Annotated in this window: 16 protein-coding genes and 1 pseudogene; 9 read left to right on the top strand and 8 right to left on the bottom strand. The window is 59.7% G+C overall.

The window, feature by feature from the left end; all coding sequences use genetic code 11:
* The 3 genes from arsA to hcsS are packed head-to-tail and all read left to right on the top strand — an operon-like array spanning position 1 to position 2,479.
* On the top strand, positions 1 to 1,932 hold the full coding sequence (gene arsA / locus FGF80_RS18255; RefSeq protein WP_138655653.1) for an arsenical pump-driving ATPase: 1,932 nt from the start codon (positions 1 to 3) through the stop codon (positions 1,930 to 1,932).
* A complete protein-coding gene (hcsL, locus tag FGF80_RS18250) occupies positions 1,929 to 2,297 on the top strand; it encodes a halo-CC-star protein HcsL (protein ID WP_138655652.1) in 369 nt (122 codons plus the stop codon). The genes arsA and hcsL overlap by 4 nt, the downstream gene beginning before the upstream one ends.
* Entirely contained in the window at positions 2,288 to 2,479 is a 192-nt protein-coding gene (gene hcsS / locus FGF80_RS18245) for a halo-CC-star protein HcsS (RefSeq protein ID WP_006187389.1), read from the top strand. Before hcsL ends, hcsS begins: the two co-directional genes overlap by 10 nt.
* A 420-nt stretch (positions 2,480 to 2,899) precedes the next feature.
* Here hcsS and FGF80_RS18240 read toward each other — a convergent pair whose 3' ends face one another.
* Positions 2,900 to 6,841 carry a PAS domain-containing protein gene (locus FGF80_RS18240; RefSeq protein ID WP_394348255.1) on the bottom strand — a complete coding sequence of 1,314 codons (3,942 nt, stop codon included), beginning with the start codon at positions 6,839 to 6,841 and terminating at the stop codon, positions 2,900 to 2,902.
* 125 nt (positions 6,842 to 6,966) lie between these two features.
* Here FGF80_RS18240 and FGF80_RS20025 point away from each other — a divergent pair.
* Positions 6,967 to 7,320: pseudogene (locus tag FGF80_RS20025) on the top strand (IS6 family transposase); the annotation flags it as partial.
* A 219-nt stretch (positions 7,321 to 7,539) separates the two neighbouring features.
* Positions 7,540 to 8,679 carry a tyrosine-type recombinase/integrase gene (locus FGF80_RS18230; protein ID WP_138655650.1) on the top strand — a complete coding sequence of 380 codons (1,140 nt, stop codon included), beginning with the start codon at positions 7,540 to 7,542 and terminating at the stop codon, positions 8,677 to 8,679.
* 152 nt (positions 8,680 to 8,831) lie between these two features.
* On the opposite strand, the gene FGF80_RS18225 is transcribed toward FGF80_RS18230, so the two are convergent.
* Positions 8,832 to 9,665 carry an alpha/beta fold hydrolase gene (locus FGF80_RS18225; RefSeq protein WP_138655649.1) on the bottom strand — a complete coding sequence of 278 codons (834 nt, stop codon included), beginning with the start codon at positions 9,663 to 9,665 and terminating at the stop codon, positions 8,832 to 8,834.
* A gap of 403 nt (positions 9,666 to 10,068) precedes the next feature.
* On the opposite strand from FGF80_RS18225, the gene FGF80_RS18220 reads away from it, so the two are divergent.
* Positions 10,069 to 10,530 carry a MaoC/PaaZ C-terminal domain-containing protein gene (locus tag FGF80_RS18220; protein WP_006187393.1) on the top strand — a complete coding sequence of 154 codons (462 nt, stop codon included), beginning with the start codon at positions 10,069 to 10,071 and terminating at the stop codon, positions 10,528 to 10,530.
* Between the two features lie 10 nt (positions 10,531 to 10,540).
* Here FGF80_RS18220 and paaE read toward each other — a convergent pair whose 3' ends face one another.
* The 5 genes from paaE to FGF80_RS18200 are packed head-to-tail and all read right to left on the bottom strand — an operon-like array spanning position 10,541 to position 13,236.
* Positions 10,541 to 10,705, bottom strand: a complete 165-nt coding sequence (gene paaE / locus FGF80_RS19380) for a 1,2-phenylacetyl-CoA epoxidase subunit PaaE (RefSeq protein WP_006187394.1) — start codon at positions 10,703 to 10,705, stop codon at positions 10,541 to 10,543.
* The gene (paaD, locus tag FGF80_RS18215) at positions 10,702 to 11,118 is read right to left on the bottom strand and encodes a 1,2-phenylacetyl-CoA epoxidase subunit PaaD (protein ID WP_138655648.1); all 417 of its coding nucleotides are present in this window, start codon (positions 11,116 to 11,118) and stop codon (positions 10,702 to 10,704) included. Before paaD ends, paaE begins: the two co-directional genes overlap by 4 nt.
* Positions 11,115 to 11,951 carry a 1,2-phenylacetyl-CoA epoxidase subunit PaaC gene (gene paaC / locus FGF80_RS18210; RefSeq protein ID WP_006187396.1) on the bottom strand — a complete coding sequence of 279 codons (837 nt, stop codon included), beginning with the start codon at positions 11,949 to 11,951 and terminating at the stop codon, positions 11,115 to 11,117. The genes paaD and paaC overlap by 4 nt, the downstream gene beginning before the upstream one ends.
* Positions 11,948 to 12,292 carry a 1,2-phenylacetyl-CoA epoxidase subunit PaaB gene (gene paaB / locus FGF80_RS18205; RefSeq protein ID WP_006187397.1) on the bottom strand — a complete coding sequence of 115 codons (345 nt, stop codon included), beginning with the start codon at positions 12,290 to 12,292 and terminating at the stop codon, positions 11,948 to 11,950. Before paaB ends, paaC begins: the two co-directional genes overlap by 4 nt.
* Positions 12,293 to 12,297: 5 nt before the next feature.
* Entirely contained in the window at positions 12,298 to 13,236 is a 939-nt protein-coding gene (locus tag FGF80_RS18200) for a Phenylacetic acid catabolic protein (protein ID WP_006187398.1), read from the bottom strand.
* 84 nt (positions 13,237 to 13,320) lie between these two features.
* Between FGF80_RS18200 and FGF80_RS18195 the strand changes: the two genes are divergently transcribed.
* On the top strand, positions 13,321 to 13,959 hold the full coding sequence (locus tag FGF80_RS18195; RefSeq protein WP_006187399.1) for a helix-turn-helix domain-containing protein: 639 nt from the start codon (positions 13,321 to 13,323) through the stop codon (positions 13,957 to 13,959).
* A 147-nt stretch (positions 13,960 to 14,106) separates the two neighbouring features.
* Positions 14,107 to 14,427, top strand: coding sequence for an EthD family reductase (locus tag FGF80_RS18190; RefSeq protein ID WP_006187400.1), 321 nt, complete (start codon positions 14,107 to 14,109; stop codon positions 14,425 to 14,427).
* Between the two features lie 509 nt (positions 14,428 to 14,936).
* Here FGF80_RS18190 and FGF80_RS18185 read toward each other — a convergent pair.
* Positions 14,937 to 15,809: an amidohydrolase family protein gene (locus FGF80_RS18185; RefSeq protein WP_138655647.1), complete on the bottom strand. Its 873-nt coding sequence runs from the start codon at positions 15,807 to 15,809 to the stop codon at positions 14,937 to 14,939.
* 212 nt (positions 15,810 to 16,021) lie between these two features.
* Between FGF80_RS18185 and paaK the strand changes: the two genes are divergently transcribed.
* Complete coding sequence (gene paaK, locus FGF80_RS18180; protein WP_138655646.1) at positions 16,022 to 17,329, top strand: phenylacetate--CoA ligase PaaK; 1,308 nt, start codon at positions 16,022 to 16,024, stop codon at positions 17,327 to 17,329.
* The last annotated feature ends 411 nt before the right edge of the window (positions 17,330 to 17,740 follow it).

Below are 17,740 nucleotides of genomic sequence, written 5' to 3'. Positions count from 1 at the left end.
ATGAGCACGACGCCCACCGACGCACGAGCGGTCGTAGAGCCGACGAACGAGGAGACCGAATTCGTCTTTTTCAGCGGCAAAGGCGGTGTCGGTAAGAGTACCGTAAGCTGTGCGACGGCGACCTGGCTCGCAGACAACGACTACGAGACGCTACTGGTGACGACTGACCCTGCGCCGAACCTCTCGGACATCTTTGGGCAGGATATCGGTCACGAAGTCACCGCTATCGACGACATCGAGAACCTCTCGGCCATCGAGATCGATCCGGATGCCGCCGCCGAGGAGTACCGGCAGGAAACGATCGAGCCGATGCGACAGTTGCTCGACGACGAGCAACTCGAAACAGTCGAAGAGCAACTCAACAGCCCATGTGTCGAAGAGATCGCTGCCTTCGACAATTTCGTCGACTTCATGGATAGCCCCGAGTACGATGTGGTCGTCTTCGATACAGCGCCGACCGGTCACACTATTCGGTTGATGGAGCTCCCATCCGACTGGAACGCCGAACTGGAGAAGGGCGGCTCGACCTGTATCGGGCCGGCAGCCTCGATGGAAGAGCGCAAACAGGACTACGAGCGCGCCATCGACACCCTTCAGGACGACGAGCGTACCTCCTTCGCGTTCGTCGGCAAGCCCGAGGACTCTTCGATCGACGAGATCGAACGCAGCGCGAGCGATCTTGGCGACCTCGGGATCGAGTCCCAGCTGCTGATCATCAACGGCTACCTCCCCGATTCGGTGTGTGAAGATCCGTTCTTCGAGGGAAAGCATGAAGACGAGCAGGCCGTCATTGAGCGCGCACGGACGGACTTCGACGCCGACGCGATGGCGACGTATCCACTCCAGCCCGGCGAGATTGCAGGGCTCGACCTACTCGCGGATGTCGGCGGCGTCCTCTACGACGGCGACGAGGCGACCGTCGATGTCGGGACGGCGACGGACGGAGACACCGAAACTGCGATCGACTTTGAGTCGATGGCTGACGCCGAAGCAGTCGCCGACCAGCTTCGACCGGGCGACGAGACGCAGTATCTCTTCTTCACCGGCAAGGGCGGCGTCGGCAAGAGTACGATCGCTTCGACGGCGGCGACGAAGCTCGCCGAAGCGGGCCACGAAACGCTCGTCGTCACAACCGACCCGGCTGCCCACCTTGAGGACATCTTCGGCGAACGGGTCGGCCACGAGCCGACCTCGGTTGGCCAGGCGAACCTCGACGCGGCGCGGATCGACCAGGAGAAAGCGCTTGAAGAGTACCGCACGCAGGTCCTCGACCACGTCACCGAGATGTACGAGGACAAGGAGGACACCCAGATCGACGTGGATGCGGCGATCGCGAACGTCAGAGAGGAACTGGAGTCACCGTGTGCCGAAGAGATGGCCGCCCTCGAGAAGTTCGTGAGCTACTTCGACGAGGACGGCTACGATGTCGTCGTCTTCGACACCGCCCCCACTGGGCACACACTCCGACTGCTCGAATTACCCTCCGACTGGAAAGGGTTCATGGACCTCGGTTCGCTGACGAAGGGTGCCGCACCCGCGAAAGGCGACCAGTACGACGAGGTCATCGAGACGATGAAGGACCCCGAACGGAGCACCTTTGCATTCGTGATGTACCCCGAGTACACCCCGATGATGGAGGCCTACCGGGCCGCCGCTGATCTCGAGGATCAGGTCGGGATCGAGACCTCGCTGGTGGTCGCGAACTACCTGCTCCCCGAAGAGTACGGCGACAATGCCTTCTTCGAGAAGCGCCGCGCCCAGCAGCAGGAGTACCTCGGCGAGATCAGCGATCGCTTCGACGTACCGATGATGCTCGCCCCGCTGCGTCAGGACGAGCCGGTCGGACTAGAGGAACTGCGCGCGTTCGGTGCGGAAATCACCGGGCTGGACGACATCACGGAGGAGACGGAACCGGAGGTGACGGCGTCGTGAGCGAAACCGTGTCGAAAGAGCCGGCCGTCGAGGAGTCGCTTCAGGCGTTCATCGAGGCGCTCCGCGACTCAGCGACCTATCAGCAGTTCGTGGACGCGAGCGAACGACTCGAGGCCGACGAGGATGCACAGTCCCTACTCGAAGCGTACCAGCAAAAACAACAGGAACTGCAAGCGGACGAGTTCGACTCGTCGGTCATGAGCGAATTACAGGAGCTACAGACCGAAGTCTCGAACAACGACACCATCCAACAGCACCGGGCAGCACAGGAGGAACTCGTCGCCCTCCTCGAGCAGACGAACGACGTCATCAGCGAACAAATCAGGCAGGAATTCGCGCAGTCTCTGGGAGGTGGGTGCTGTTGAGTACCTCTGACGATGAAGTTCTGGCCGCGGCTGAAGCGCTCGGTAAGGACCTCGATGTAGCACAATCGGAGGCAACGGCGGCTGAGTTCGAGTCGCTGTTAATCGAGTGTAATGAAGCGATCAGCGACGAGATCGGCCTCGAGTACGGTGATGTCTGCGGCGCTGGAAGCGACTGCTGCTAACACCAATTCTGTGGCTTCGACCTCTACGTCCCGGCGTGTAATCTTTCGATACTACAATCGGACCACACTGGCCGGATTTCACTCGGATGGTCGGCTCGTCTCGGAAACCTGGTTTACATATCCCGATCATGATTCGTTGACCAGTTCGTCCCCACACTTCCACTGGCCTACTTCAGCTTCGAGGCCTACGACCGGTACGCACGTTCGACACGCTATGAGATGGACACCCGACTGTTCGTCCTGCAAGGACTCCACGGGTGGGACACGAGACAGCATTTTCGTGATCAAATTCGTCCGAAACCACGGATTTCAGGCCCGCTGAACCCGCTGTGGACTCAACTTCCATATCTCTCATGGTAGTTGAGACTGGCCTCCTCAATGCATAGGCCGCGGGCACGGTTTGCTCACTGACAACCAGTACTATTTCGACCGCTTGAACTCGAACCGTGCCCCGCCATCGGTTCCGTCTGCCACCGAAACCGTCCAGCCGTGTGCCTTCGCGATGTCGGCCACGATTGAGAGCCCGAATCCGGTACCCCCCTCACTGGACGTAACACCGTGCTTGAATACTTTGTCTTGCTTCTCCTGCGGAATCCCGCTGCCGTTATCCTCAACGTAGAATCCGTCGTCCTCGTCTAGTCGACCCACGGTCACTATAATGTCGGCACCACCGTGCTCGACTGCATTCCGAAAGAGATTTTCAAAGAGCTGTGTCAGACGTCCTGCGTCGCCGGTCACTGTCGGGACTTCATCTGCAATTGTAAGCGTTGCGTCGTTGGTATCGACGTATCCCCATGCCTCGGTGGTAATTCTCTTGAGGTTAATCTCTTCTCTATCCCCGATCGTCGTCTCTCCACGTGCCAGCGTAAGGAGGTCTTCGATGAGTCGTTCAATTCGGGCGTGTGCAGATTCGACCTCTTCGAAATGCTCCTCGTTCCCGGTCTCCTCTGCGACTTCGAGAAACCCCATTGCGACTGAGAGCGGGTTCCGCAGGTCGTGGGCAACGACGCTCGCGAACTGGTCCAGTCGCTCGTTCTGCCGATGTAACTCCTCTTCTCGACTCGCTCGTGCGAGTGCTGCCTCGACAGTCGCACCGAGAATCCGAAACAGATCGATGTCTGTCTCAGAAAAGGCCTGTGTGGAAATTGATCCTGTCGAGATGAGCCCATACTCTCCTAGTGGGACGAGAATCTCACTTTGGATCTCCGTGTTCGGGTTGTGGGATTGACCCTCGGTCCGGATGTCATGATATACCTGGGTTTCTCCGGACTCAAACGCGTCCCAAGCGAGACCGTCCCCAGGAGTGAATCTGGGAGACACGTCGAATAGGTCTCGTGCTGCGGGAGTCTCTGTGATTGGGACGAGTGCGTCCTCTCGCTCGTCGTATTCCCAGATTCCAGTAATATTAAGATCAATTATCTCGGCTGCCGCATTAACGGCAATAGCTCCGATCTCTTCACTTGATTCAGCGCCGCTAAGCTGCTGTGCAGTCTCCTGAAGCGACCGAAGGCGGGTTTCCAACCGTTTCTGTTCAGTAATATCCTCCAAGACGGCAAGGATGCTCGTGGTTTCCCCGTCGGAATCTGTAATCGGCGCGACCGACAGGAGCAGGTCCAACTCGTCTCCGTCTTTCGTTTTCCGGCGTATCTCCTTCGCCCGAATTCGCTCGCCGCTCAGGGCGCGCTGCTTGTGTGATGCAAACTCGGCCTCCTGCTCGTCCGGGACCATCGGATTGAACTCGCCAAGTACTTCTTCCCGCGACCAGCCGAACATATTTTCAGCCTCACCGTTCCAACGAATGACGGTGCCGTCAGTGTCGATCTCCATCACGGTGAGTGGCGTGGCCTCGATGAGTGATTCGAGTCGCTGGTTCGTCGCTTCGAGTTCGCTCTCTCGCTCGACCTGCTCGGTGACGTTTCGAGCGATGCCCACAACGCGAACGGTCTCGCCATCGACAACGACCGGTGCGAGGCTCGTCTCCCAGAACCGAGCATCGTCACCGATATCGAGTTCTTCACGATACGAGATTGGCGCACGCTGATCGACGCAGCGAGTGTAATTGGCTTCGAGTTCAGAACCCTGTTCGTCGCCGAACACGTCCTGCGGCGTCTTGCCGCGAACTTCCTCAGTTGTGAGTCCGGTCTGTGTCTCGTATCCGGGACTGAGCCGGGCGAACTCAAACGACGAGTTCTCACCAGCGGTATCGACATTGAGCAGGAATATTGCGTCTCCGGATGTTTCGAGCAACGCCTCGTATTCCTCCGCGAGTTTTCGATACTCACGGCGTTCCGCTTCTCGCTCCGTTACGTCCTGAAAAACGCCCCGAAGTGCTGAGTCGCCGCGCTGTGTGTCGTCGACGTATTCTCCCCACGCCCGAACATCACGCACCTCCCCGTCGGTGCGCACGATCCGGAGGTCAAGGTCGTACGGTTCCCCGTCTTCGATTGCCTGGTCGACTGCTGCGGTAATCATCTCCCTGTCGTCAGGATGATAGAATTCGAGCCCCTCCTCAAGTGATGGCTCGTAGTTCTCGTCGACACCGTGTATCTGGCGGACCCCATCAGACCATGTGAGCTCGCCGCTCGATGGGTAGTACTCCCAGATACCGACATCCGCAATATTCTGGACGCGGTCGAACAGGAACTCTTGGCGCTCGAGTTTGGCACGGTCACGACTGCGTGAAATTTCGGCACTCACGAGTTTCGCTAACAACTCGACGAACGTTCGTTCAAGCGCTCCGAACGGAGCGACTCGCGTCGTTGGACTCGAGAAATTGACTGTCCCATAACGGGTATCATCAACGACGAGAGGCACGCCGATGTACGACTCTAACTCGAATTCACGATAGGCAGGGTGGGCCTCTTTTCCGTCGCTCACGGCGTCTGCGAACGAACAGACCGAATCCGTGCTAACGACTTCCGCACAGTACGTCGCCTCGAGATCGAACTGATCACCAGCTTCGATATCGGCCGCTGGTGCGTGAACTGCTTGGACTGTGTAGTCGCTCTCCTGGATCCGTGAGACGATTCCGATTTCGAGCCCGAGAGTCTGGCAGCCGACTTCCAATAGGCTCTGGAGCCGTGACTCGACCGAGATATCGCTTTCTCCCATGACGGTCTGGAGGTCTCGGAGTGCGTCTCGCTCTCGTTCCAATTGACGCTTCACCTCGCTTTGTTCGGTAACGTCTCGAGCGACGACGAGCACTTGCTTGTTCTTTTGACTCTGGAACGGCGTGATCTGGACGTCGAGCGTTCGTTCACCGGCCCCGGACAGAATGTTGAGTTGCAGGTTTGCATCGTCCAGACCAGTGAAACCACTATCGCCCTCTATCCCGTCGAGTCCCGATTTGACTGCCCGGGAGAATCGCGTTGCATCGAACTCGCTAATGCGGCCACCGACGACCGTTTCAAGCTGTTGTCCCGTGAGCTGGGCCGATCGATCTCCTGCTAACAACTGCTTCGCAGCCGTATTCGCGAATTCGATATCACCCTGTTCGTCGAGTATGAACACGACATCGTGGATGTTCTCTAGAATCGCGTCACTGCGCTCTAGCTCCAGTTTTCGTTCTCGCTCAGTAGTAATTTCGCGTGAAAAGACGGTCAAGCCGTCGTCATCTGGGAACGCTCGCACTTCGACCCAGTAGTCGAACGGCTCTCCCAGACGCTGTTCGAACGACACGGACTCTCCGGTTTCCACCGCCGTTCGATATCTCTCTTCGAGTTCCGTCCCGACGATCGACGGGAACTCTTCCCAGAGGATTCCGCCGACGACCGCCTCTGGTTCACGATCGACTCGCTCGGCCATTTTTTCGTTGATATACTCGATGCGCCAGTCGCCATCGACAGCGTAAATCGCGTCAGTAGCGCGTTCGAGCGTTCGTCGAAAGCGGCGTTTCGTTTGCTCGGCCTCCTGTTGTTTCCGTGCAGCGCTCGCAAGTGTTCGAATACGGGCCGCAAGTAGTGTGAAGTTATCACGTTCCGACCGTATTGGCAGATAGTCCGACACGCCCGCACGAGTCGCTTTGCTCGCGATTTCCTCGCTCCCTTGTCCGGTAAAGAGGATGATCGGAATTTCATCGTTCTGCTGCCGAATCGACTCCGTAAGCTCGATAGCGTCTGAATCTTCGAGCGAGTATGCCGTGACGATACAGTCGATTCGGCCCGCACTCAGATTGTGGATTGTCTCGTCGATACCGTTCGCAGATCGATAGTCGATTTCGGTACTCGTCTGTTGTAACTTGGTTTGGACCAACTCCGCGAACGCGGGATCGGAGTTCACGTAGAGGACGCGGATTGGATCGTCCAGTTCGCCAGCGAGATCGAGCACAGTTATAGGGGATTGACTGCCTAATTGGTTAAACATTTCTTGAGCAGTGCTCCGAGGAGCTATTGAGTTCTCTGCCGACCGACAAAGTGCAGTACTCAAAGTGGGGCACTGCTGGATTGAGGTTGAACTGAGCGGAGTTCTTCGAGGGAAATGGGAACATGCTGTTCAAAGAACTCCACGTCGATGTAACGGGTTCTTCTGATGTGGAATGTTTGGATACCGATCGGACGCGAACGCCAGCCTGGCTGATCAGGCTGGCGTGCGCTGCCCATGCTGGAGCAGCCTCGTTAGCGGAGTGTCGAGACCTCTGTGAGTAGTTCGGCGTCGAACGACGCCGAGCCACGATTCAGCACTGGTACCAAACCTACGCTGATTATTACGAGCAAGACTTCACAGTACAACCGGACGGTGTTGCGGTCGATGAGAAACAGATTCAACTCGGAAACGAAGAGAAAGCGTGGCTCTACGCTGCGATTGATGTCGATTCGAAAATCGTGCTCCATGCACGACTCTCAGCTTCCATTCTCTCATGTTTTGTATAGCGGATATTGGTTCACAAAATCGAAATACCCATCCACAGCACACTTATACTGCTGATATTACCGGAATTGCTGCTTCTGCGGTTCACACTTGATTAGTGAGATAATCACGTGTAGTTTTATGAACGTCCACGCCCTCCGTGAATCACGAACGATGGAATCAAGCACGAACCCGGTTCCCGAGGGTGACCGAGCGTGACGGCCGAATCGACGACGGTCGCCGAGCCGCTCGCCGCGTTCCTGCGGTCCAAAGCGAAGGGCGGCGAGGGGAGCGGGAACTATCGACGGAACCTCGAGCGCTGTATTGATGACTTCCTCGACTGGCTCGAGGTGGAGACTGGATCGGACGTGACGTTCGAGGAACTGGACGAACGAACGTTCAGACGGTACGCCCGAGCGCTTGCGGGACGGAACCTCGCACCGGGGACGGTTCGAACCTATTACGCACACGTCAGTGCCTATATCGGGTGGTGTGTTCGCGAGGGACTCCTCGAGGCGAACTACGCCCAGCGGAACGTCGCGACGGAACCCCTTCCGGAAACCGACGGCCGACGATCCGGTGAGCAACAGTCGTGGACGGACGATCATCGGACCCGGATCACGCGCTACGTCGACGAACGAGCACACGAGGCCGCCGACGAGAAGGGGTGCGACGCGATTCAGGAGTTTCGCGATCGGGCGCTCGTGTACGTCCTCTGTTACGCCGGCGTTCGCGGCGGTGAGATCTTCGCGGACCCGAAGGACGACCGTCGAAACGGCCTCGAGTGGGGCGATGTCTCGCTTGCGGATCGGACGATGACCGTCCTCGCGAAAAAGCAAGACTGGTCCGATCGATCGCTGACCGAGCAGGCTATAAAGCCCATGTCGCGATACAGAAGAATACTCGATCCTGCCGGAGATGACTGGCCGGTGTTTCCGACGTTCCACCTCCCGACGCTGTACGAGACGCTCCGAACGGGACTCCGGGACACACACGGCTGGTCAGCGGACGAGATCGAGGGCTTCGTCGAGGGCTGTACCGGTCAGTCGGACGTTTTCGACGCGCTTCGCGAGTACGAACTGACACCCTCCTCGATCAACACCGATGGCGCTCGTCGGATCATGCGCCGCCTGTGCGATGCGGCGGAAATAGACCTCGACGACGAACACGGCTATCTCGTCCCCCACGGTGGACGTCGCGGCGTCGGCGAGGTGATGGTTCGACAGCATGGCTTTACCGCCGCCGCTCGTCTGCTGGATAACAGCGAGGCAGTGGTCCGGACATCGTACTCGCATATCGAAGCGAAAGAGATGGCCGAAGCTGCTGGTGACGCCTTCGTGGAGCACGATTCGTGAGAGCGACCCCCTGACGTCGGTCGTGGGTCGTCGGTTCCGCGGGCAGGCACCGATCGTGCCCGCGACCACGCTCGCTTCCGGTGGCGAGTACCGGTCGCTTGGTTCCCGTGCGGGATTCGGTATTCTCACAGCGACGGCGTTGTCTCCGGGCTCTATCTGCCGATGTCCCGTTCGGCGAGGAACTCCTCGAGCAGTTCGAGGCAGACGGACGGACGATCCCGGAAGATCGTATGTCCCGCGCCGTCGACGCTTCGGACTGTGGTTGTTTCGGTTGCCCATCGTCGGTCCCGTGAGGGAGCCGCGTAGGACGCGACGGCGGGGTCGGGACGAAGGAGTAGCGCCGGACAGGGTGGCTCCGGGAGGACGGTTTCTAACGGCTCGAACCCACGCTTCGTAATCCCCAGTACCTGAGATCGCACTTGCTTTCGAGCGGTGGCCAGTACGTCGGCAAAACGGGGATACTGTGGTTCGAATTCGTCGCGGAGCGATTCGTGAGTGGCGGTACTCCACCGGTCGAGCTGGTTTCGTTTGTTCGGGAGGTGATCCTCCCCGAGCGCTTCGAACAGCTGTGCGGGGTGGTCCTCCAACACGAGCGCTCGAGGCTGGAGCCCACCCCGGGCAGCGCCACGAGCGAGCGAATCCGCACCGAGCGAATGCCCGTACAGGATGGGGCGCTCGACGTTCAGGGCGTCACAGAGGGACAGCAGATCGTCGGTCATCGTGTCCGCGTCGTAGCCCGTCCCTGGGGCTTCGCTCAACCCGTGGCCTCGGGCATCGTACAGTATCACCTCGTGCTCGTCGGCGAACCGTGCGGCGAGCGGCGAGAGACACTGCCAATTGTCCGTGAACCCGTGTGCAAACAGCACGGGCGGCCCCGCTCCCGTACCCGCCTTCACGAACCGATGTCGACAGCCGTTAGCTACGATCTCGCCGGACGCCCAGTTCGACTCGAGATCAAGGTCCGACGGGTACGTGAGTCGGCTCATTGTCGATGGCCGATCGCCGACTTCCCGTCCGGTCGGTCGATGGAAGACATGCGTTCGGTCACGGCGTCTTCGACGCGGTTTGACTCGATGTCAGTCGTCTACTCATTACAATCATATGCTCGTAACTGTAAGCCGACGGCTCGCTGGCCCGAGGGGGCGGCCGCGTATCGTTCGACTGTGAATAGACGGTCGAATCGGTTATACTCTCCCCACGACATATCGTGGTTTTAATAGTGGGTCGTGATACCATTCCGGTTACGCCACTCACGACGGCGCTTCGTTGCGGTCCGATGGCGGGATCGCCCTTCCTGCGGTCCATAACACCGCTGGCGTCTCTCGACCGTCGGAATCGCAGTCGTTCAATCGAAGCAACTTATTTACGTGATGCTTCGGTACTACGATCATGGCCTATAGTTACGAGCCACATCACTTCGAAGACTTCGAGCCGGGTCAGGAGTTCGTGAGCGTCGGTCGGACGGTCACCGAATCGGACTTCGTGATGCATTCGGCGCTGAGTGGTGACTGGACGGAACTCCACACGAACAAGGAGTACGCGGCGGAGCAGGACTTCGATGAGCGCATCGCACACGGACCGATGACGTTCGTCCATGCGACGGGGTTCGTCTACCGAACGGGTATCGTCGAACGAACGGCCTACGCCTTCCTCGGCATGAACTACATGGACCTGCCCGAGCCGGTCCACATCGGCGATACGATCTCGCTCGAGATCGTCGTCGACGAGACAAAGGAAATCGGGGACCGCGACGATGTCGGTCTGGTCGTGCTCGATACGGAGATGACCAATCAAGACGGAACCGTCGTCTTCCAGGGCGATATGAAGTTCCTGATCAAAACGAAGCAGTAGCGGAACGCGCTCAGGCGAACTTCTCGAACGGTTGCTGGCAGTTCTCGCAGAAGTACATCGATCGACAGAGCGAGGGTCCCTTGGGATGGTCGCGTCTCGTCTCCGCCGACCCGCAGTAGGGACACCGTGCGTCGGTTTCGCCGGTCGTCGTCGTGCTCGGATCGTTCTCCGTCATACGCTCAGCCCGAAGTCCCGAAGGCTGTCTTTGCCGTCCTCGGTTACCATGTTCACGTTCCACGCCGGCGTGTACCGAAGCTCGACGGTCGCCTCGTCGACCTCCGGGACCGTTTCGGCCGCACATTTCACGTCGTTCAGCAACATCTCTCGGGCGGGACAGCCCGTGTAGGTGAGCGTCATCGCCACGCCACAGCGACCGTCCTCGATGTCGACGTCGTAAATCAGCCCGAGATCGACGATACTGACGGGCATTTCGGGGTCCTCGACTTCGTAGAGGGCCTTCCAGACTTCGGCTTCGATGCCGTCCGCCTCCGATCCGGTTTTGGGATACTCGCTGGACGGGTCCCCGTCGCTGAACTCGGTGAAGGTGCAGGCCTCGGACTCCGTCGGTGTGTTCGTCGGCATCGTCATTCCTCCGTCGCGCGGAGCTCGACGGGCGTTTCGAAATCGACCTCGCGATACGTCGCCGTGACCTCGTCGTAGAGGTCGTGCCACGCATCGGTGTGCGTCCCATAGCGACCGCGACCGTTCGATTGCGCCACCTCGTCAGGGTCGGGGACGGCCAGCCCCAGCGCCTCCAGCGACGGCCCGATCGTTTCGAGCCACTCGGTACGCATCGCCGCGAGCGATTCGGTCCGGAACCCGAACGCGACGATATCGTCCTCGCGCGGCCCGGGATCGAACAGCGATAGCGCAGCGGGAAAGAGGTCGTCGAGCGCGTCCTGCATCCGGGCCTGCCCATCGTCGTCCGCAGTCAGCCGCTCCAACCAGTTGGTGGCGTGTTCCCGATGGTACGCCTCTTCCTCGAGGGCTTTCCCGACGCGATCCGCCAGCGGTGCGTAGCTCGTGTCGGCGACCGCCTCGAGTCGAATCCGTTCGGCGACGTCGTAGAGATAGCCCCGGAGAACGGCGTCACCCCAGTCGCCCGCATCGAAGGGACGTTCCACGAGTAGACTGTGAGTCCACTCGGTTGGGTCCCGTTCCCAGATACACTCCGGCTCCGTGTACCCGAGTTGCTTGAGCAGGTCGTACCACAGGCGAGCGTGACCGAACTCGTCCTGTGCGATGTTGGCGATCGCGAGGTCAGACTCGAGAGTCGGGGCGTAAATCTGCCACTCGGTCAGGCGCTCGGCGTGGACGAATTCGTCGTCGGCCAGTCGGAAGAGCAACTCCTCGACTGCGGCCTGCTGTTCGGCCGATAGTTCCCGTCGGTCGATGGTGTCGGGTCGCGGTGTCTCGCTCATGCTTCGTTCTCCTCCTCTCGGAGCGCCTCCCGGCGCTTGCGGGCCGCTTCGCGTTGTTCGGACTCACTGTCAGCGACTTCCTCGGCGAACGAGGCGTCGATGTCGTTGTACGTCATCGCCCAGCGGTATGATTTGTCGGTTCGACCGCCGAACGCGGCTTCTTCGGCGGTGACCTCTCCGATCTCGTCCCGTGGCGTGACCCAGAGGGAGTTCGTTTGCATTCGCCGGGCGTGTTGAATCCGGGCGAACAGCGTAGCCATTTCGCGATCCGGTGCGTGGACGTTGCCGACGTGCTCGTGGGAGTCGCCCGGTTCCTCCTGTCTGAATACTTCCCAAATCATCGGTTTTAATCGGCCGTCTGTGGGGTCGGTCCGGCACTGGACTCCCACGTCTCAAGCGATTCGCGTACCCATTCGACCGCGTCCTGCCGGCGACGACGCGAGCCGATCTGTTCGGTCGAACCCTCGTATTCGTTCCTCGAGATGGTCCAGAACTCCTTCCAGTCGAGGTCGTCCTCACGAACGGCCATCGTTCCGTCGTCCCGCTCGTAAATACGGGGATACTCCGGAATCTCCAACCCGTACTTTTCGGCCTTGGGGATATACATATTGAGGAACGACGTTCGGAGTTCGTCGTTCGTCGCCGTTTTGAGGCCGACGGCCTGGGCGAAGTCGTCGTGTACGCTCTCGTCGTTCGTCGGGCCGAAGAACTGGAGGATGCGCGGCCACCACACGTCGAACGTCTCCTGCATGCGCTCTTGGGTCGCCTTGGAGCCGTTCATGAGCTCTCGGAGGATCGACTCGCCGTGTTTCACGTGGAACCCCTCCTCGAAGCAGACCTTATCCATCGCGTGTGCGTACGGCGTCCAACTGGTCGACTTCAGCGTCGCCTGCCGACGCATCGCACCGCCATCGACGAAGAAGTCGATCATCGGTGCCTCGTACCACGAATCGACGGGATAGTGAAAGCAGTTCAAGAACTTCCCCTCGCCGGTCGCGAGTTCGTCGAGCATCTCCGCTCGCGTTTTCACATCCAGCGTCTCGGCAGCGCGATAGAGCAACTGTGCGTGGCCGATTTCGTCCTGCACTTTCGCCGTGTTCGCCAGTTTTCGATCGAGCGAGGGTGCCTTTCGCGTAAACGTCTTATCGAGGTACCCGCCCATGACTTCGCTGTTGGCGTGAAATTGGATCATTCGAGTCGCGGCTTTGCGATATTTTTCGGGTAGTTCGTCCCCCGGCCCGAACTCCCTGGGCCCTGCCCGTTCCATGACTGTCTCGAGGTCCATACGCGATGTATCGTGGTATGGTACCTTACCGGTTGACCCGCGTATGTCGGGGGTTTATATTTGGGTCCGCTGTACCGACGTGTAATGATCAGTGACTGTCTGATCGTCGAGTTCCGTATCACGGGTGACGACTGCCCGCTCGCGGAGGCGACGCGGGTGACGGGGACGGATATCGTTGCCCAGCCACCGCAGTTGCGAAGCGATGGGAACGTGCTGTTGCAGTTCAGTGCCTCGCCGCACGACGAACTCGCCGAAACGCTCGACGGTGACGACCGAATACGGTACCTCCACCGTTCGCGAACGGACAACCGGGATAATTTCCGCTGTCTGTCGAAACAGCCCTGTATTATCCACCAACTCATCAGCGCCGGCCTGCTAGTCGACTCCATCGAATACCGGGCCGGCCAAGCGCTGTTAACCGGGGCGGTCGTCGGTCGAGATGTCCTCGACGGCGTCATGGAAACAGCCGGCGAAACGGTCGGCGTTCGGTTGGAACGCATCTATCAACTCCACGGCGAGGACGATGAACCGGTCGCCAGTCGATGGGATCTCACACCCACCCAGGTCGAGAGCATCCAGTACGCCCTGGAACTGAATTACTTTACCGTCCCTCGAGAGGCGGATGCGAGCGACGTCGCCGATGCGATCGGCATTAGCAAGTCGGCGTTTCTCGAACGACTTCGCCGAGCGCAGGCTGCCTTGTTCAGGGATCTTTTCGGCTAGTGTCCCGTGGAGCTGCGGATATCGACTCGTGTGTTTACAGCCGACTCGGCCCGGTCGGACATGGTTTCCGGACCCGCCGTTCGGAACGTGCGGTGAGACCGGTCCTACCGATAGAGCAAAGTCGTCGGACCGTGAGAGGTGACATGCATGATAACGGTAGTCGATGTCCTCATCAGAGCGGACGGCTACACCCACGAGGAATTCGTCGACCGCTGGCGAGGAGAGCACGTGGCGATCGCGGCGCAGCTCCCCGGACTGAAACGCTACAGCACGTCGGTCCCGACGGAACCGGACGAGGCCGAGTACGACGGCGTTCTCAACCTCTCCTTCGAGAGCGTCGAAGCGATGAACGAGGCGTTCGCCTCGGCTGTCGGAACGGATGTCATGGATGACGCTGCCGAATTCATCGATGTCGGTGCTGGGCCGCGAATGGTCGTCGAGGAGACGATCCACGTGACGGACGAGTAACTCGGAGACGGATCGACGGTCCGATCGAAGCGTATCCGCTTTCACCGTCGCCTCGATTCTTTCGCGATGGCTGGTCCTGTCCTCATCAAAGGGGCCATCGGTACGTCCTCGGTGAACTGTCCGTTCGGGCGTCGACCGGTCGGGCGGGTGGGTTCGGCTCGCAGCCACGGATCACCGAACCGGTAGTTGTTACGCCGATGATCGTCTTACGTTCCTATTGTTGTAAGAATAAACCAGCCGCTCGGCGGGGTTCCCGGCTCAGCACCGGCATCCCGGATCGTCCCCCGTTCTGAGCGGGACGATCCGCCCCGAGACGGACGCTCATTCCCGCGGTTCTGGCGTGCGAATTCGTCGTTGACCGAATGGTGTGTGGGAGTCCCAATATAGATTCACAACTACATATGGTGGCTTTATAATGCGATCCGGACCGGTTGCGGCCGGGTCTCGGGAGAACCGAACGGCCAGTACAAGAAAGGATCGCGCCCGTGACTGTCCCGCCCCAGTGTGACCTAGAGTCCGAAAAACTCCGCCGCGTTCTCGAAGAGCAGTCGCCGCTGGGTCGCCTCGTCGTAGTCGGTATGAGCGGCGAACGACTCGAGCCACTCGTCCGGGTGGATCATCGGGTAGTCCGTCCCGAACATGACCTTGTCACTGAGGACCGAGCCCGCATACTGCAGTACCTGCTCGTCGATGTACTTCGGCAGCCACCCCGAGAGATCCATATAGACGTTTCCTTTCTGTTGGCAGATCGCGAGTTGCTCCGCCTCCCACGGGAACGCCGGATGTGCGATCAGGATATCCAGGTCCGGATGCTCGGCGGCGACGTCGTCGATGAGCAACGGATTCCCGTGTTTAACCTTCAACCCGCGTCCGCCCGCCGAACACGCACCGAGCGTCGAGTTGCCGCCGTGGAAGACGACCGGCACTCCGAGGTCTTCGATCGTCGTCCACAGATCCTCGTACTCGGGAGCGGACGGATCGAACCCCTGTGCTATCTGTTGAAATTTGAAGCCGGAGAGATCGAGGTCTTCGACGCACCGGATCGCTTCCTCCACACAGTCGTCTTTGAGCGGATCGACGCTTCCGAATCCGATGAAAAAGTCGGGGTATTCGTCCCGAACGTCGGCGACGTAGTCGTTTGGAACGGGCGGGTTCCCGGTATTCGTCTCGGCGTCCCAGCCTAACAGCACGGCGCGGCCGATGCCCGCGTCGGCGTATTCCGCCCGCATTTCCTCGTATCCCCACGTCTCGAGGTCGGTGCCGAACTTTCGGGCCGCGTCTTTCATCATCTCCCCGCCGGCGTCTTCCAGGAACTCCGCCGTCGGCTGATGCGCGTGCGTATCGATGAGTCGTTGCTCGGCTACTCCCGGGAGCTGGTCCATATCGTGTATGTTCGTCCGAATGACAAAAGCGTATGGGTCACGCGACTGGCCCGCTCGAGCCGTTTCGCCCTCGGTTCCGAGTGGCTGTCGCGGCCGTACTGACAGTGGGACACTTATAGCACCCATATATTGGGGTTGTGTGATAAGTGGATGTGTACGGTATGGTAACTCGAGACGCATTCACGGGACCACCGGGAACACGATCGCCACCCATGTCACAATCACGAACTCCACTCGAGAGCAGTCACGAGTCCCTTTCGCGGGACGAACTCCGCGCGCTACAGGACAACCGACTGCAAGAGACGGTTGCACACGCGTACGAAAACGTCGAATTGTATCGGACGGCGTTCGACGAGGCCGGCGTCGATCCGACTGCTATCGACGGGATCGATGATCTCGATTTGATTCCGATGACCACGAAAGCGGACTTCCGCACGGCGTATCCGGACGGGCTGTTCGCCGTCGACGAGAGCGACCTCCAGCGAATACACGCCTCCTCCGGGACGACCGGAAAGCCGAAAATCGTCGGGTACACGGACACCGACATCGATGTCTGGAGCGAGGTGGTCGCTCGCTCGCTCCGTGCGGCGGGCGTCGAACCGGGCGAGACGCTGCAAAACGGGTACGGATACGGCCTGTTCACTGGCGGCCTCGGCCTCCACTACGGTGCGGAACGACTCGGGGCAACGGTCATTCCGATCGGCGGCGGGCAGACACAGCGACAAGTCGAATTGCTTCGGGACCTGGAAAGCGACGCGCTCAGTTGTACGCCGTCGTACTCGCTCTATCTGGCCGAGACGGCTCGGGAGATGGGTGTCGACGTTCGCGAACTCCCGCTCGAGACGGTCATTTTCGGGGCGGAGCCGTGTACGGACCCCATGCGGGAAGAGATCGAAGAGCGCCTCGACGTGACCGGCGTCGACATCTACGGACTGTCGGAGATCATCGGCCCCGGCGTTTCGATGGAGTGTCACGAGGCCCAGGACGGCCTCCACATCTGGGAGGACCACTTTTATCCCGAAGTCGTCGATCCGAAAACGGGCGACCCCCTCGAAGAGGGCGAGGAGGGGGAACTCGTCTTGACGACCCTTACGAAAGAGGCGCTACCGGTTCTCCGGTATCGAACGGGTGATCTGACGACGCTGAATTACGACACCTGTGACTGCGGTCGAACGATGGTCAGAATGGACAACGTCACTGGACGTGCGGATGACCTCCTGATCGTCCGTGGGATCAACCTGTACCCCAGCGAAGTGGAGGATGTCGTCCTCGAGTTCGAGGAGATCGCACCGTTTTACCGAATCGATATCGATCGCGAGGACAATCTCGATCGGATGACACTCACCGTCGAACGGGAACCGGAGGCGACGACCGACCTCGACGACCTCCACGATCGAATCCTGCGTCGGCTCTCGAACGTCCTGTCTTTTACCCCGGATCGACTCACGATCGCCGACCCCGGCAGTATCGAGCGGACCGAAACCGGGAAAGTCAAACGCGTCTACGATCATCGGGGCTAGGGCGTTCGTCCCTGTTCAGTCCGCGACCTGCCTCGAGCCGCCGGACTATTTACCACTATATCGAGACGAATAGCATCTGACTCGATACTGCCGCTCCCGATCGTCCGCCCACTGATTAGACGCGCGTCTCGAGTAGCTTTTGTGCAGTTTCTGTGCAAGAACGCGATCCCCGACTGACTGACTGACTGACCGCTCACCGCTCTACGGGTGGTGAACGGAACCGGAATACTCTCGACGGTGCCGACCTCCGGGTACCTTCTTTCGGTCACCGTCATCGAGTCGATCTACAGCACTCGGCGAGCGTACGATTCGTACGGGAAACGCGATCGGATCGCCATCGATATCGAACGTCCGTGTTCGTTTCCCGCAATAATGTCCACGATTGATGATGGTGGTACTGTGAGTGAGACC

This window comes from Natrinema pallidum, assembly GCF_005890195.1.
Lineage (GTDB): Archaea > Halobacteriota > Halobacteria > Halobacteriales > Natrialbaceae > Natrinema > Natrinema pallidum.
Note: the sequence above shows the minus strand (reverse complement) of the source record. Positions and strands in the feature narration are given on the sequence as shown.

What these genes read in the sequence shown, in the direction of transcription:
- FGF80_RS18185 (WP_138655647.1), bottom strand. Translation starts at nt 15,809, where the DNA reads ATGGACCAGCTCCCGGGAGTAGCCGAGCAACGACTCATCGATACGCAC.
- paaD (WP_138655648.1), bottom strand. Translation starts at nt 11,118, where the DNA reads ATGACGATGCCGACGAACACACCGACGGAGTCCGAGGCCTGCACCTTC.
- FGF80_RS18220 (WP_006187393.1), top strand. Translation starts at nt 10,069, where the DNA reads ATGGCCTATAGTTACGAGCCACATCACTTCGAAGACTTCGAGCCGGGT.
- paaC (WP_006187396.1), bottom strand. Translation starts at nt 11,951, where the DNA reads ATGAGCGAGACACCGCGACCCGACACCATCGACCGACGGGAACTATCG.
- FGF80_RS18240 (WP_394348255.1), bottom strand. Translation starts at nt 6,841, where the DNA reads ATGTTTAACCAATTAGGCAGTCAATCCCCTATAACTGTGCTCGATCTC.
- paaB (WP_006187397.1), bottom strand. Translation starts at nt 12,292, where the DNA reads ATGATTTGGGAAGTATTCAGACAGGAGGAACCGGGCGACTCCCACGAG.
- FGF80_RS18225 (WP_138655649.1), bottom strand. Translation starts at nt 9,665, where the DNA reads ATGAGCCGACTCACGTACCCGTCGGACCTTGATCTCGAGTCGAACTGG.
- FGF80_RS18190 (WP_006187400.1), top strand. Translation starts at nt 14,107, where the DNA reads ATGATAACGGTAGTCGATGTCCTCATCAGAGCGGACGGCTACACCCAC.
- paaE (WP_006187394.1), bottom strand. Translation starts at nt 10,705, where the DNA reads ATGACGGAGAACGATCCGAGCACGACGACGACCGGCGAAACCGACGCA.
- FGF80_RS18195 (WP_006187399.1), top strand. Translation starts at nt 13,321, where the DNA reads ATGATCAGTGACTGTCTGATCGTCGAGTTCCGTATCACGGGTGACGAC.
- paaK (WP_138655646.1), top strand. Translation starts at nt 16,022, where the DNA reads ATGTCACAATCACGAACTCCACTCGAGAGCAGTCACGAGTCCCTTTCG.
- arsA (WP_138655653.1), top strand. Translation starts at nt 1, where the DNA reads ATGAGCACGACGCCCACCGACGCACGAGCGGTCGTAGAGCCGACGAAC.
- FGF80_RS18200 (WP_006187398.1), bottom strand. Translation starts at nt 13,236, where the DNA reads ATGGACCTCGAGACAGTCATGGAACGGGCAGGGCCCAGGGAGTTCGGG.